Genomic DNA, 13,611 nt, shown 5'->3' with positions numbered 1-13,611 from the left:
TCTGGACTGAGGAACGCAGGTCGCGGAGCGGCCGGAGTGACGAGGGAAGACGCAGGCTGAAGGCGGCCAAGCCCGCCGTGCCGGAGGCGCGGCCATCAACACTGTGAGAGGAAGCCGCGCAGAGCCTCGTCGACGATCCTGGACGCCAGATCGTCGGCGAGGGGCGTGTTGTTGTGGGCCGCCCCCTTGGTGTACCAGAGCATGGTGCCGCTGAGCATGCCGATGGCCAGCTCGATGTCCAGGTCGGGGCGGAGCTCCCCGGTGGCCACACCGCGTTCCAGCACGGCGCGCATCGCGGCCCTGCGGGGCTCGATGGCGGTCTTGTGGAAACGTTCGTACAGGTTCGGGTGGCGGTCGGGTTCGCTCATCGCGATGTTCATGATGCAGCGGGTGCGCAGGGTGAGCGTGTCCTGCCGCATCACGTCCAGGTAGGCGACCAGGTCCTCCCGCACCGTCCGGCCCTCGACCACCGGCAGCGGGGCCTTGAGGGTGGCCAGTGCGTCCCCGACCAGCTCCTCCTTGTTGGCCCAGCGCCGGTAGATCGTCGTCTTGCCGACTCCGGCGCGGGCCGCCACGGCCTCGATCGACAGCTCGGACACCGAGGTGCCCTCGCCGATCAGATCGAGCGTGGCGTCCACGATCGCCTTCTCCGCCCGCTCACTCCGGGGACGCCCCGCGGGCCTGGCGGTTCCCATCACGGTCATCTCGGAGCCTCCTCTCGCGTTTGTGAACGTTAAACTACCGCCGATTCCCGCTCCACGTCGGCGGCGTGGGCCGGGGCGTACTTCGCGCTCTTGCCCGGCATCCAGCGAGCGACCACGAGCGCGCCGATCAGGGCGACCAGGGCCGAACCGGCCGCCGCCCAGTGAATGCCGGTCACGAACGCGTCGTTGGCCGCGTCCATCAGCGCCGCGCCCTGGGCGCCCATGCGCTCGGTCACGGCGGCGGCCCCGGCGATGGACTCGGTCACCGCGTGCGCGGCCTCCGGCGGCAGGCCGGTGACCTGGCCCTCCATGTTCCCCCGGTAGCTGGCCGAGAGCGCGGCGCCCAGCACGGCGATGCCGAGCGTGCCGCCGACCTGGCGGACCACGTTGCTCATCGAGGAGCCTACCCCGGCCTTCTCCCGCGGCAGCGCGTTCATGATCGCCGTGGTCGAGGTGGGCAGGATGTTGGCCATCGCCGCGCCCTGCACGAACCCGAGCACCAGCAGGATCCACAGCGGCGTGTCAGCCTCGGCGAACACGTATCCGGCCAGCGCGACGGCGATCACCAGCATCGAGACCGAGCCGACCACCTTGGCGCCGAACCGCTCCACCATCCGGGCGCTCTGCGGCGAGAACACCAGCTGCGCCACCGCGAACGGCAGCACCAGCGCGCCCGACTCCAGCGGCGAGAAGCCGCGGACGATCTGCCAGTAGAACGCCAGGAAGAACAGCACGCCCATGGCCGCGAAGAACACCAGGCCGACGGTGATGATCGCGGTGGAGAAGCCCGCGTTGCGGAAGTTGCGCACGTCGAAGGCCGGGTGGTCGATACGGCTCTCGTACCAGACGAAGGCGGCCAGGATGGCCAGGCCGATCGCGGACGGCACGATGACCGTGGCGTCGGCGGCGGTGCCCAGCTCGGTGATCCTGACGATGCCGTAGACCAGGGCGACCAGGCCCAGGATGGACAGCAGCACGCCGACCGGGTCGAGCGCGGCCTTGTGCGGGTCCTTGGAGTCGGGCACCAGCGAGGAGATCAGCACGATCGCGAGCAGCACGATCGGCACGTTGATCAGGAAGACCGAACCCCACCAGAAGTGCTCGAGCAGCAGGCCGCCGGTGATCGGGCCGATCGCGACGGCGATGCCGACGCCGCCCGCCCAGACGCCGATCGCCCTGCCGCGCTCGTGGATCGGGAAGACGTTGGAGATGATCGCCAGGGTGGCGGGCATGATCGCCGCGCCGCCGATGCCCATCAGCGATCTGGCCACGATCAGCTGCATCGGATCCTGGGCGTACGCGCTGGCCAGCGAGGACAGGCCGAACAGGATCATGCCGATCAGCAGCATGCGCTTGCGGCCGTAGCGGTCGCCGAGCACGCCGAAGGTGAACAGCAACCCGGCGAACACGAGCGTGTAGGAGTTCATGGCCCACTCCAGCTCGCTCTGGGTGGCGCCCAGGCCGTGGACCGGGTCGGCGATCGTCTTGATCGCCACGTTCAGGATGGTGTTGTCGAGCACCACCGCGAGCAGGCTGAACACCATCACGCCGAGGATCTGCCAGCGGCGCGGGTGACCAGTGTCTGGTTCCACGATTCCCCCCAATTACGATACGATCTAGTTTCGCAACGACACCGTATCGTATGTTCTTTACGATACGCAACGGTTCCGTAAAGCAATCTTCAAGGGCAGGGCATTCCCCTAGATCAGACAAGCACCGGCTCGGGCGCCTTTCGCCAGATCGGAGCGGCCGCGGCGACCACGGCCAGGCCGATCAGGCCGGCCCCGGCGAACGCCCAGCTCGGACCCGCCCCGTCGATGATGGCTCCGGCGATCGGGCCCGCGACGGCGATGCCGATGGTCAGGAAGGTGCCGTGCAGGCCCATCACCTCGCCGCGCACCGCCGTGGGCGCCCACCTGTTGACCATGTTGACGGTGGCGGACTGGGAGGGCGCGCAGAGCAGGCCGCTGGGGATGAGCGCCAGGCAGAGCCACCACCAGCCGCCGCCCACCAGCCCGACCGGAACGGTCAGCGCGCTGAGCGCGGCGATCATGCCCAGCGGCGAGAAGCTGCGCGAAAGGCCGCCGTAGACGAACCCGCCGACCAGCGAGGAGAGGCACCAGATGCTGATGACCGGGCCGATCCAGCCGGTGGCGCCGCTGTCCTCCAGCGTCGCCACGATGGCCAGGTCGGTGGCGGTCAGCACGAAACAGAGCGTGGACCCCATCGCCAGCACGGTGAGCAGCCGGGGCGTCAGCCACTGCCGCCGGGGGATGTGCTCGCCGGTCTCGGCCGCGAGTTCGGCGGCCGACCGGGTGGGCGGGTTCAGCGCGAATAAGGCGAGACCCGAGCAGAGGAAGCCGACGCCGATCACCGCCATCGCGGTGGTGCTGGACAGCGCGCTCACCCCGGCGGCCGCCACCGCCGGGCCGATCATGAACGACATCTCGGTGGCCATCGAGTCCAGCGCGAACCCGGTCCGATGGCTCTCGGCGGGCACCATCGCCGCCAGGCACTGCCGGATCACCCCGAACACCGGCAACATCAGCAGCCCGTTCACCCCCGCCAGGACCAGCAACGCCGGGTACGGCAACGCCCACGCCGTCACCCAGAACAGGAACTGCGCCAGCATGGTGACCACCACCACCGGCCGCACCCCGCGCCGGTCGATGAACCGGCCCGTGATGGGCGAGCCGAGCGCCATGCCGATCGTGGCCGAGGCGCCGACCAAGCCGGCCTGGGTCCAGGTCATTCCGAGCGACTTCACCGTGTGCAACGTCAGCACCAGGCTGGTGGCCGTGTGCGGGATCCGGGCGAGGAGCCCGACGAGGAGCAGGTTCCGCACGCCGGGCTCGGTCAGGACCCGACGGTAAGGTTCAATTTCCATTTTTGCGACTTACCTCCGCATGGCATTGTGCCGTGCGGCACCGACAGGTTCGCCGCTGGATTACCGGGGCGGCGTGGGGTGTTCCCAGCTGGTGACGGCATGCAATGATCTGACTGTCCGGGGACGCCACTGGGGCGCCACGAGACCATGGAGGTAGCCATGTCCTCTGCTAGTTCTGTAAGCGCGCTCTATGGCGGGAACGCCGGGCGCAGGGTCACCGTCCGCGATATCGGCGCTGCCAAGGCGCGGCACGAGCGCTGGCCGATGGTCACCGCGTACGACGCGATGACCGCGCGGGTCTTCGACGAGGCGGGCATCCCCGTCATGCTCGTCGGCGACTCGGCCGCGATGGTGGTCTTCGGTTACGACTCGACGCTCCCGGTGACCGTCGACGACCTCATCTCCCTCACGGCCGCCGTCGTCCGGGGCTCGTCCCGGGCCATGGTCGTGGCCGATCTCCCGTTCGGCTCCTACCAGGCCTCACCCCAGCAGGCCCTGGAGTCGGCGACCCGGTTCATGAAGGAAGCCGGAGCCCACGCCGTCAAACTGGAGGGCGGCACCCGGGTTCTCCCCCAGATCGAAACCCTCGTCTCGGCCGGCATCCCCGTCATGGGCCACCTCGGCCTCACCCCCCAGTCGGTGAACGTCTTCGGCGGTTATCGCGTTCAGGGCCGCGGCCAGTCTGGTGACGAGCTCATGGCCGACGCCAAGGCCCTCGAACACGCGGGCGCCTTCTCCGTCGTCCTCGAATGTGTCCCCACCGACTTGGCCAACCGTGTCACCGCCGCCCTCTCCATCCCCACCATCGGGATCGGCGCGGGCCCGGGCACGGACGCGCAGGTCCTCGTCTGGCAGGACCTCATGGGCCTGACCGAGCACCCCGCGAAGTTCGTCAAGAAGTACTCGGACCTGGCGGGCGAGATGCACCGCGCGGTCCGCACCTTCGCCGACGAGGTAGTCAACGGCGCGTTCCCCACCGCCGAACACAGCTACAGCTGACAAGCAGCGCCGTGGCCCGGAACATCTCCGGGCCACGGCCTACTGCGACGCGCTGATCAGCCACTCCGCGACCTCGTCCGGGGCGACGACCTGATGGAGGTGCTCGCCCGGGATGCGCGTGACCGGCCAGCCACGCTCATCGGCCTCCTTGGCGGCTCGCGCATAGGGTTCGCCGAACCACAGGTACGCGCCGCGCACATGATCCCACTTGGCCGGCACGGGAATCTCCTGGTCGTAATACGCCAGCGGAAGCCGCGGCTGCTCGGCGACGATCTGACGGCGCGCCGCCTCATCGGGCACCAGTTCGGCGACCGCCTCCTCCGGCCACCAGTCCGTCCAGCGCGGCAGGATGCCGTCCGGATCGGCCATCGAACCAAGGAAGACCAGGTGCTCCGGCTCGGCCGCCCGGGTGGAGCCGGTCCGGGGCGGCAGGGCCGCGTCCACGAACAGGCAGATCGTGATCTGCCCGCGCAGGGCCTCCACCACCAGCGGCACGAACAGGCCCGCGTTGCTGTGCGCCACGATCGCCAGCGGCCCGAACGGCGCCGAGGCCACCACCTCGTCCACCACCCTCGGCCAGTACGGCGGAGCCCCCACCCCGACATCGACCAGCGAGGGCACGACCGCCGCCCGCCCCCGGGCCCGTAACGCGGCGGCGACCGGCGTCCACGTCGAAGGCCCGACGGAGGGACTGTGCACCAGCACGAAGGTCGCGTCCATTACCCCAGCATTCACCCGAGATCGTCCCTCTAGCGCGGACATCCTCTTAGCGCGAACGGCTTACACGGAACGAACAAGATCACCGCTAGCGTTGCGCACCGAATTGGCTACGTACCGTATAAGCGGAAGGTAAAATCCGTGTTTGACAGCAAGCGTTTAGCCGTCCTCGGCCTGGGGCTGGCCCTGGCGCTCGTGACCGCCTGCAGCGGCTCCGACGAAACTGCCCCGGTCGCGGCCGAGTCCGGCGCTCCCTCGTCGCTGCCGCCCTCGGCGGTTCCCTCCGCGGTCCCGTCGGAGATCCAGGAGGCGAGCCCCGCGCCGCCGGTCAACCCGGCCAAGGCCACCTGCGACTACCGCAAGGACGACACCGGCAGCCCGGAGCGCTTCGTCGGCTTCCCGCCCAAGAAGCCCACCAAGGCCGCGTTGAACGCCAAGACCATGACGATGCGCACCAACCACGGTGACATCGTGATCGAGCTCACCCAGAACACGCCGTGCACGGTGAACTCCTTCGCGTTCCTGGCCGGCAAGAAGTACTTCGACGACACCGTCTGCCATCGCCTGGTCACCGCCGAGACCAACGGCGTGGACATGCTCCAGTGCGGCGACCCGCAGGCCAAGGGCGACGGGAAGAACCCGACCGACGGCACCGGCGGGCCCGGCTACCTGTTCCCGGATGAGAACCTCGGCCCGCAGTACGTGCGCGGCGTGGTCTTCATGGCGCAGGGCGGGGACGCGGCGAACTCCAACGGCAGCCAGTTCGCGATCTCCACCGCGAATGAGACCGCGCAACTGCCCGCCGCCTACACACCGTTCGGCGTGGTCGTGAAGGGCATGGAGATCGTTGACAAGATCGTCGCCGGGGGCGTGCAGACCACCCAGAGCGACATTCTCAGCGACGAGGGCGGCTCCAACGCGCCGAAGATTCCCGTCAAGATCAAGACGATCGTGCTCAGGTAGCGTTTCACACCACCAAGGGGTGGAGCGAGGCGCGGCGGCGGGTGCCGTCGTACTCGGCCCAGGCGGCGGCGAGCCGGGTGACCGAATCGGTGAGTTCGGCCTCCGGATGCACGAATGGCAGGCGGAGGTGGTCCACGTGCTCGCCCGCCGGATCGAAGGACGGGCCAGGCGGGACGGCGACACCGTGGCGGGCGGTCAGCTGGGCGAAGGCGCCGGCGTCGCCGCGCGGGAGCCGTACCCACAGGGTCTGGCCGCCCAGGGCGGGCTGGTGGGACCAGGTGGGGAGCAGGGCGGCCAGTTGGGTGCGCAGGTGGTCGTGGCGGTGTTTGAGGGTGGCCACGCGGGCTTGGCGTATCTCGTCCAGGTCCCTCAGGAGGGCGACGGCGGCGAGTTGGGCGAGGACGTCGCCGCCCAGGTCGTGGATGGCGCGCAGGCGGGCCAGCCGGGAGATCACGGGGGTGGCCGCGCGGATCCAGCCCACCCGGATGCCGCCCCAGATCAGCTTGCTGAGAGAGGCGACGGTGATGAGCTGCTCGCCTTTGGCATACGCGGCGAGAGGGAGCGGGATCTCGCCGTCGAAGCAGAGCTCGGCGGGGACCTCGTCGTCGATCACCGGGACGTCAGCGCCGGCCGCCCATCCGGCCAGGCGGCGCCGGGCCAGCGGAGGCATGATCAGGCCGGTCGGGTTGTGCGCGGTCGGGATCACGTACGCGAGGGCGGGCTTGCCCACCTCCGGCTCGCGCGGGGACAGCACGCCCCGGTCGTGGGCTTCGGCCAGGTCGCACGGGGAGAGCAGGGCCCCGGCGTCGCGGAAGATCTCGATGGCGCTCGGGTAGGTCGGGCTCTCGATCCTGACCGTGTCCCCCGGCGCCACCAGCAGCGCGGTGATCAGCGAGATGGCCTGCTGGCCGCCGTTGGTGACCAGGATCTGGTCCGGGCCGGTGGGCAGGCCGCGGCGGCTGTAGTACTGGGCCAGCGCCCGCCGCAGATCCGGATATCCAGCCGGATGGTAGCCAATATCGTGGCGAACCCTGCTTAACCGTGCGATCGCCTCCTGGTACGCCTCGATCAGCTCCGGCGGCGGCTCGATCGGCGCGGCGCAGGTCAGCAGCGTGACCCCGTCCGGCGGGTCGAGCACGTGCAGCAGCAGCGGGTTCGACACCCCGTCCGCCGCCCGGGTGGCGGGCAGCTCCGCCTCGGCGACCCTGGTTCCGCTGCCCTGCCGCCGGATCAGCCGCCCTTCCTGCTGCAGCAGGTCGTAGGCCGCCACGACCGTCCCCCGGCCGACGGCCAGCCGCCGCGCCAGCACCCGGTCGGGCGGCAACGCCGACCCCGGCGGCAGCAGCCCGTCGTCGATCAGCGCCCGGAGCCGGATCGCGAGCAGCAGATACAGCGGCCCTCGCCCGGACGCCCAGCGCCCCAGCCACCCGACAATCCGCTCGACGTCCATCCGCGCACTTCCCTTCATTGGTTCGAGAAGCGGACCAATTCGGAGCCATTGGATCTGACATCGGACGGGGTTTCAAGTAATCCTTGGCGTTATGAGTGCTTTTCGACCGGAAACGCGGCTTGTTCACCTGCCGAAGCCGGTGCTGACCGGAAGTTCGCCGATCTCAGTGCCGATCTACCAGACGTCGGGATTCGAGTTCGAGGATCCCGCGGTGTTCGCGGACGGGATGACCCGCCCGGACGGCGCGTTCGTCTACGCGCGGTACTCCAACCCGACCGTACGGTCCCTGGAGGACGCCGTCGCCGGCCTGGAAGGAGGCGTGGCGGCGGTGGCCGCGGCCTCCGGGATGGGCGCGATCAACATGGTGCTGCTCGGGTTACTGCAGCCGGGCGACCACGTCATCGCGCAGCACGCGCTCTACGGCGGCACCGCGCACATGCTCGACGATCTCGTCGAGCGGTTCGGCATCCAGGTCAGCCACGTGCCGGAACACGACCCGGCGGCGGTCCGCGCGGCCATCCGGCCGCGGACCAAGCTGCTCTACCTGGAGACCATCGCCAACCCGATGACCCAGGTCGCGGATCTGCCCGCGATGTGCGCCGCCGCGCGCGAGGCGGGCGTCCTCACGGCGGTGGACAACACCTTCGCCTCGCCGATCCTGTGCCGTCCGATCGAGCACGGCGCCGACATCGTCCTGCACTCGACCACCAAGTACCTGGGCGGCCACGCCGACATCATCGGCGGCCTGGCGGTCTTCGCCGACGACGCGCTCTACCGGAAGATCTGGTCCTACGCCTGCACGCTCGGCGCCACCCCCGACCCGTTCGCGGCCTGGCTGACCCTGCGCGGCATGCAGACGCTCGCGCTGCGGATGGAACGCCACTGCGCCAACGCCCGCGTGCTGGCCACCCGCCTGGCCGGGCACCCGGCGGTCGCCGCCGTGCACTGGCCCGGCCTGGCAAGCCACCCCTCCCATGAGATCGCCGCCAAGCTCCTCCCCGACTTCAGCGGCGTGCTCTCCTTCGACCTGCTCGGCGGGCGCGCGGCGGGGGAGAAGTTCATGAGCTCGCTCCGGCTCGCGCTTCTCGCCCCCTCTCTAGGTGGCGTCGAAACCCTGATCCTCCACCCCGCCAGCACCTCCCACCGCCACCTGGACGAGGAGCAGCTGGCCCAGGCGGGGATCGGCGCGGGAACCGTCCGCGTGGCGGTCGGCATCGAGCACGCCGAGGACCTCTGGGCCGACATCGCGCAAGCCCTGGACTAGAGTTCCCCGATGGCGGTCACACGAGCGGACGTGGAGCGGGCGGCAGATCGGATCGGCGGGTATGTGCTGCGCACGCCCGTCATCGAGGTCGAACCCGGGCGATGGCTCAAGCTGGAATGCCTCCAGCACGCGGGCTCCTTCAAGGTCAGGGGAGCCTTCAACCGGCTCCTCGGCGCCACCCCGCCCGCGGCCGGGGTCATCGCCGCCAGCGGCGGTAACCACGGCCTCGCGGTCGCCTTCGCGGCCCGTCGCCTGGGCGTACGCGCGGAGATCTTCGTCCCCGAGGTGTGCGCGCCCGTGAAGATCGCGGGCCTGCGCGCCCTGGGCGCGGAGGTCGTCGTCGGCGGGGCGATCTACCAGGAAGCCCTCGAAGCCTCCTGGAAACGCGCCGCCGAGACGGGCGCCGTCGAGATCCACGCCTACGACCAGCTCGACGTCGCCGCCGGTCAGGGCACGGTGGCCCTGGAACTCCTGGAGCAGCTCACCCAGGTGGACACGGTCGTGGTGGCCGTCGGCGGCGGCGGCCTGGTGGCCGGAATCGTCGCCGGTCTGAACGGCCGGGCCCAGGTGATCGCCGTGGAACCGGAACGTATCCCGACCCTGCACCGTGCCCTGGCCGCGGGCGAGCCCGTCCGCGTCGAGGTCAGCGGCGTCGGCGCGGACGCCCTCGGCGCGAGCATGCTCGGCCGCATCCCGTACGAGACCGTGGCCGGACGCGTCACCAGCGTCCTGGTCTCCGACGAAGCCATCGTCGAAGCCCGCCACGCGCTCTGGCACGACCACCACATCGCGGTCGAGCACGCGGGCGCGGCGGCCCTGGCCGCCCTCCGCAGCGGGGCCTACACCCCCGCGCCGGGCGAGCGGGTGGCTGTGATCGTCTGCGGTTCCAACACCGATCCCGCGACCCTGGCCGTCACACGTCGGTGACGCGGAGCCCGGCGTGGGCCTTGTAGCGGCGGTTGATCGAGATCAGGTTGGCGGTGAAGGCCTCGATCTGGTGGGCGTTGCGGAGGCGTCCGCCATAGATGCCGCGGACGCCGGGGATGCGGGCGGCCAGGGCCTGGACCAGATCCGTGGCCTCACGGTCGTCGCCGAGGACCAGGACGTCCAGGTCGATGGTGGCGACGGCGGGATCCAGGAGCAGGACCGCGGACACGTGGTGGAAGGCGGCCACGACCCGGCTTTCCGGCAGCAGCGCCGCCGCCTGCTGGGCCGCGCTGCCCTCCTCGACCACCAGCGGGTACGCGCCCTGCTTGTCGAAGCCGAGCGGGTTGACGCAGTCCACCACGATCTTCCCGGCCAGCTCCCCGGCCAGGGCCGACACGGTCGCCGCGTGCCCCTCCCAGGGCACCGCCACGATCACCACGTCGGCCGCCGCCGCGACCGCCGCGTTCTCGCCGCCCGCCACGAGTCCCGCGCCGCTCAGCTCGGCGGCGGCCGCGTGCGCCCGGTCGGCGTCGCGCGAGCCGATCAGCACCCGGTGCCCGGCCAGGGCGAACCGGTGCGCCAGGCCCTTGCCCTGGTCACCGGTGCCGCCCAGGATCGCGATCGTCAGTTCCGAAATATCATTCCGCTCAACCATGGGCTAGATCATGCCAGGCCCCCCACCGGGACCTGTCAGCCGTCCCCTCAGCAGTTGCTGATCGCCGGGAGGCCGAGCACCCGGGAGGCCAGCCAGGCGATCGCGAGCGGGCCGCCCTCGACCGCGCCCAGCACGTGGCTGCTCGCCGGAACCGACGTCCACAGCACGTTGGCGCCCTTGGCGCAGTACTCGCGCCGCAGCGTGCGGCTGACCGCGATCGGGATGATCTCGTCGCCGGTGCCGTGGTAGACGAACATGGGCACGGACGGCTTGCTGGCGCCGAGCCGGTTCTCGGCCAGCCTGGCCTGCCAGTCGGGGCGGTGCATCACGTCGGTCGTGGTCAGGTCGGCCAGGTGGCGGCCGGCCAGCTTGGATCTGATCTCGTCCACGCAGTCGTCGCGGGCGTCGTCGAACAGGGCCGCGCCCTCGGGGGTGAGGTAGCTCTCCAGGGCGAGCTCGGGGTAGGCCGCGTCCAGGCCGACGCCCGCCGCCGCGGCCAGGCCGAAGTCGGGGCCGCCGTCCACGTTGTCGGCCACCGCCTGGAGGTCGGCCGGGACTCCGCCGGCGGCGACGCCCTTGAGTTTGAGCTCAGGGGCGTACGAGGAGTACAGCTGGGCCGCCCACCCGGCCGACGAGCCGCCCTGCGAGTAGCCCATGATCACGACGGGACCGCCCGCCGCCACGTTCGCGCCCGGGGTTCTGGTCGCCGCCCGGATCGAGTCGAGCACGGCCTGCCCCTGCGAGCGGCCCGCCATGTACGTGTGATCGCCCGGCGTGCCGAGCCCCTCGTAGTCGGTCACCGCGACCGCCCAGCCCTTGAGCAGCAGCAGGCTCATGAACGCGAGCTCCAGCTCCGTCCCGTTGGCCATCGCCTGCGAGGGGGCGCACTGGTCGCCGAGGCCGTGGGTGCCGACCGCGTACCCGGCGACGGGACGTTTCCCGAACGGGTAGGACGCCTTCGGAACCAGCAGCGTGCCGGACACGATGGTGGCGGCGCCGGTCGCGGAGGTCGAGCGGTAGCGCAGGTGCCAGGCCTTGACGGGAACTTCCAGCAGCCGGCCCGGCGCGAGGTAGACGGTGGTCGGAGTGGCCTCGACGACGTCGCCGGGGGCGGCCGCGGAGGCGGGAGCGGGGAACAGGGGTAATACTAATGAGAAAGTTGCTAAATGGGCTGCCACTACGGTCCTGACCAGGCGCGACAGTGGGGTGGCAGACTGATGAGCAGGTTTCTCATTAGTCAGGAGGGAGCCGATGGCGAGCACGGCGGATCTGACTCGAACGTGCATGGTGAGGCCGCCCTTCAAGGCTTCACTGCTCGGTGGACGGCGCCGTGAGCTTGATAGTTACCCGGCAGTAGCCCATGGTCAAGAGGGCACGGCCGGGAAAAATGTGACTCGTGCCACCGGCAATGTGGCCGAACCCCGCCGCACGGCCGTGACCTGGGGCACGATGGAACGCATGGACGCCGCCGCGGTCAGATTCCTGCGGGAGGCCCTCGCCTCCACCGACTGGGTGGCCCGCACCCGCGAATTCGGCCGCACGCTCCGCGCCACCCGCTCCCCCGGCGGCCTGCTCCTGGTCGGCACCCCCGACGAGGAACCCTGGCACCTGACCGCGCACCTCAGCGACGAAGCGCGCCTGTCCGGCCTGGGCCAGCTCGCCCCCACCCTGCTCCGCTGGTCCCCTCCCCCGGACGCCCCCGCCCACCTTCGCATCGGCCTGGACCGCCTGACCGCCGCCACCCGGGGCGAAACCCTCTTAGTCGTGGCCGAGGATCAGGCCCCCGTCCCCTTGCTGGAACGCGTCGACGACGCCCGCAGAACCGGCGCCACCATCCTGGCCCTGGACGGCGGCGACGCCGATCTCGCGTCCCTGGCCCACGACGCCCTCTCCGTCCCCGAGATCGGCGCCCCGCTCTCCTTCGACGGCGCCCAGCACCTGATCAGCATGGCCGCCGCCGAAGTCCCGCACCGCGCGTCCCTGCGCGAACGCCTCGCCCGCCTCGCCGACCGGGTGACCGGGCCCCGGACCGCCGACTGACCTCAGGCGTCGCTCAGATCGGTGACCCGCTTGGTCAGCCGCGCCGCGACCTCTCTGAGGGATTCGATGACCACGGCCTGCACGGGGTCGGGCTCGCCGGATCTGGTACGGCTCACGCGGGTGAGCGCCTCGATCCGCCGCGACCCGACACCGTGGATGCCAGTGATCACGACATGCCCCTCGGGGACGTCCAGCAGCGCCAGCGAAGGCACGATCGCGACCCCGTGACCTGCCGAGACCAAATCCAGAGTGGGCGGGAACTCCGAGATCACGTGCACCCGGCGCGGGGTGAAACCGTGGAACTGGGCGAGCCGGTCCAGGGCCTGGCCGCAGGCCTGGTGCGGGACACCCGCCACCCAGGGCAGATCGGCCAGGTCGGACACCTCGCCGGGCGGGACGATGCCCGGCGGGGCGACGATGCGGTACTCGTCGTCGTAGAGGCGGTGGCGGGTCATGGACGGGAGGGCCGGGGCGGGCTGGCTCATGTCGCGTTCGGTGACCAACAGGTCGACGCCGCCCAGGCGGAGTTCCTGGAGGGCGGGCTGGCCGTACAGCTCGTGGATCACGGGGGTGATGAGCGGGTGGCTGCCGGCCAGTTCGGCCAGGGCGGGGACGAGCAGGTGCCGGATGACGGTGGGGAAGGCGGCGATCGTGACCGGGCCCGCCAGGCGTTCGGTGAAACGGTTGAGCTCGTGCCGGGCCTCGGCGAGCTGTTCCTCGATGCGCTCGCCGTAGGCGGAGAGCACCCGCCCGGCCGGGGTGACCGAGATCCGGCGCTGGGAGCGGTCGATCAAGGCGATGCCGACCTCGCGTTCCAGCTGGGCGAGCTGCTGGGAGATCGCCGACGGGGTCAGGTGCAGGGCTTCGGCGGCCTTCATGACGCCGCCTCTGCGGGCGACTTCGTGCAGAATGCGCAGCCGGCGGGGGTCGATCTCCATACAGTAGAGCTTACGCTGGACTTAAGTTTTCTTCACTTGCGCTACAGCGCCACACTCCCAGATGATT

At 70.7% G+C, this 13,611-nt stretch carries 13 protein-coding genes; 5 read left to right on the top strand and 8 right to left on the bottom strand.

The window, feature by feature from the left end:
* Positions 1–95 precede the first annotated feature (95 nt).
* The 3 genes from ABGB08_RS22475 to ABGB08_RS22465 all read right to left on the bottom strand — a co-directional run bounded on the left by ABGB08_RS22475 (position 96) and on the right by ABGB08_RS22465 (position 3,591).
* On the bottom strand, positions 96–704 hold the full coding sequence (locus ABGB08_RS22475; protein ID WP_347593293.1) for a TetR/AcrR family transcriptional regulator: 609 nt from the start codon (positions 702–704) through the stop codon (positions 96–98).
* A gap of 29 nt (positions 705–733) precedes the next feature.
* A complete protein-coding gene (locus tag ABGB08_RS22470) occupies positions 734–2,296 on the bottom strand; it encodes an MFS transporter (protein WP_347593291.1) in 1,563 nt (520 codons plus the stop codon).
* Positions 2,297–2,409: 113 nt separating this feature from the next.
* Entirely contained in the window at positions 2,410–3,591 is a 1,182-nt protein-coding gene (locus ABGB08_RS22465; protein WP_347593289.1) for an MFS transporter, read from the bottom strand.
* A gap of 159 nt (positions 3,592–3,750) precedes the next feature.
* On the opposite strand from ABGB08_RS22465, the gene panB reads away from it, so the two are divergent.
* A complete protein-coding gene (panB, locus tag ABGB08_RS22460; RefSeq protein ID WP_347593287.1) occupies positions 3,751–4,590 on the top strand; it encodes a 3-methyl-2-oxobutanoate hydroxymethyltransferase in 840 nt (279 codons plus the stop codon).
* 39 nt (positions 4,591–4,629) lie between these two features.
* On the opposite strand, the gene ABGB08_RS22455 is transcribed toward panB, so the two are convergent.
* Positions 4,630–5,310, bottom strand: coding sequence for an alpha/beta hydrolase (locus tag ABGB08_RS22455; protein WP_347593285.1), 681 nt, complete (start codon positions 5,308–5,310; stop codon positions 4,630–4,632).
* Between the two features lie 138 nt (positions 5,311–5,448).
* Here ABGB08_RS22455 and ABGB08_RS22450 point away from each other — a divergent pair, with 138 nt between their 5' ends.
* Positions 5,449–6,270 carry a peptidylprolyl isomerase gene (locus tag ABGB08_RS22450; RefSeq protein ID WP_347593283.1) on the top strand — a complete coding sequence of 274 codons (822 nt, stop codon included), beginning with the start codon at positions 5,449–5,451 and terminating at the stop codon, positions 6,268–6,270.
* Positions 6,271–6,274: 4 nt separating this feature from the next.
* Here the strand turns inward: ABGB08_RS22450 and ABGB08_RS22445 are convergent, their stop codons facing one another.
* On the bottom strand, positions 6,275–7,720 hold the full coding sequence (locus tag ABGB08_RS22445; protein ID WP_347593281.1) for a PLP-dependent aminotransferase family protein: 1,446 nt from the start codon (positions 7,718–7,720) through the stop codon (positions 6,275–6,277).
* Positions 7,721–7,811: 91 nt separating this feature from the next.
* Here ABGB08_RS22445 and ABGB08_RS22440 point away from each other — a divergent pair, with 91 nt between their 5' ends.
* Both ABGB08_RS22440 and ABGB08_RS22435 read left to right on the top strand, forming a co-directional pair.
* The gene (locus ABGB08_RS22440; protein ID WP_347593279.1) at positions 7,812–8,984 is read left to right on the top strand and encodes an aminotransferase class I/II-fold pyridoxal phosphate-dependent enzyme; all 1,173 of its coding nucleotides are present in this window, start codon (positions 7,812–7,814) and stop codon (positions 8,982–8,984) included.
* Positions 8,985–8,993: 9 nt separating this feature from the next.
* Entirely contained in the window at positions 8,994–9,911 is a 918-nt protein-coding gene (locus ABGB08_RS22435; RefSeq protein WP_347593277.1) for a threonine/serine dehydratase, read from the top strand.
* Here the strand turns inward: ABGB08_RS22435 and npdG are convergent.
* Entirely contained in the window at positions 9,898–10,566 is a 669-nt protein-coding gene (npdG, locus tag ABGB08_RS22430; protein WP_347593275.1) for an NADPH-dependent F420 reductase, read from the bottom strand. The two genes, ABGB08_RS22435 and npdG, sit on opposite strands and share 14 nt — an antisense overlap.
* 47 nt (positions 10,567–10,613) lie before the next feature.
* Positions 10,614–11,744 carry a lipase family protein gene (locus ABGB08_RS22425; protein WP_347593273.1) on the bottom strand — a complete coding sequence of 377 codons (1,131 nt, stop codon included), beginning with the start codon at positions 11,742–11,744 and terminating at the stop codon, positions 10,614–10,616.
* 271 nt (positions 11,745–12,015) lie between these two features.
* Between ABGB08_RS22425 and ABGB08_RS22420 the strand changes: the two genes are divergently transcribed.
* Positions 12,016–12,606, top strand: coding sequence for a hypothetical protein (locus ABGB08_RS22420; RefSeq protein WP_347593425.1), 591 nt, complete (start codon positions 12,016–12,018; stop codon positions 12,604–12,606).
* Positions 12,607–12,608: 2 nt separating this feature from the next.
* Here the strand turns inward: ABGB08_RS22420 and ABGB08_RS22415 are convergent, their stop codons facing one another.
* On the bottom strand, positions 12,609–13,544 hold the full coding sequence (locus ABGB08_RS22415) for a LysR family transcriptional regulator (RefSeq protein ID WP_347593271.1): 936 nt from the start codon (positions 13,542–13,544) through the stop codon (positions 12,609–12,611).
* Between the last annotated feature and the right edge of the window lie 67 nt (positions 13,545–13,611).

Origin of the sequence: Acrocarpospora sp. B8E8 (genome assembly GCF_039871605.1) — a bacterium.
Taxonomy (GTDB): domain Bacteria; phylum Actinomycetota; class Actinomycetes; order Streptosporangiales; family Streptosporangiaceae; genus Acrocarpospora; species Acrocarpospora macrocephala.
The sequence above is the reverse complement of the archived record's forward strand: the minus strand, read 5'-3'. Positions and strand labels throughout refer to the sequence as shown.

Excerpts from the sequence above, each read along its gene's own strand:
- ABGB08_RS22465 (WP_347593289.1), bottom strand. The coding sequence starts at position 3,591 with ATGGAAATTGAACCTTACCGTCGGGTCCTGACCGAGCCCGGCGTGCGG.
- ABGB08_RS22445 (WP_347593281.1), bottom strand. The coding sequence starts at position 7,720 with ATGGACGTCGAGCGGATTGTCGGGTGGCTGGGGCGCTGGGCGTCCGGG.
- ABGB08_RS22415 (WP_347593271.1), bottom strand. The coding sequence starts at position 13,544 with ATGGAGATCGACCCCCGCCGGCTGCGCATTCTGCACGAAGTCGCCCGC.
- ABGB08_RS22455 (WP_347593285.1), bottom strand. The coding sequence starts at position 5,310 with ATGGACGCGACCTTCGTGCTGGTGCACAGTCCCTCCGTCGGGCCTTCG.
- ABGB08_RS22475 (WP_347593293.1), bottom strand. The coding sequence starts at position 704 with ATGACCGTGATGGGAACCGCCAGGCCCGCGGGGCGTCCCCGGAGTGAG.
- ABGB08_RS22435 (WP_347593277.1), top strand. The coding sequence starts at position 8,994 with ATGGCGGTCACACGAGCGGACGTGGAGCGGGCGGCAGATCGGATCGGC.
- panB (WP_347593287.1), top strand. The coding sequence starts at position 3,751 with ATGTCCTCTGCTAGTTCTGTAAGCGCGCTCTATGGCGGGAACGCCGGG.
- ABGB08_RS22440 (WP_347593279.1), top strand. The coding sequence starts at position 7,812 with ATGAGTGCTTTTCGACCGGAAACGCGGCTTGTTCACCTGCCGAAGCCG.
- ABGB08_RS22420 (WP_347593425.1), top strand. The coding sequence starts at position 12,016 with ATGGAACGCATGGACGCCGCCGCGGTCAGATTCCTGCGGGAGGCCCTC.
- npdG (WP_347593275.1), bottom strand. The coding sequence starts at position 10,566 with ATGGTTGAGCGGAATGATATTTCGGAACTGACGATCGCGATCCTGGGC.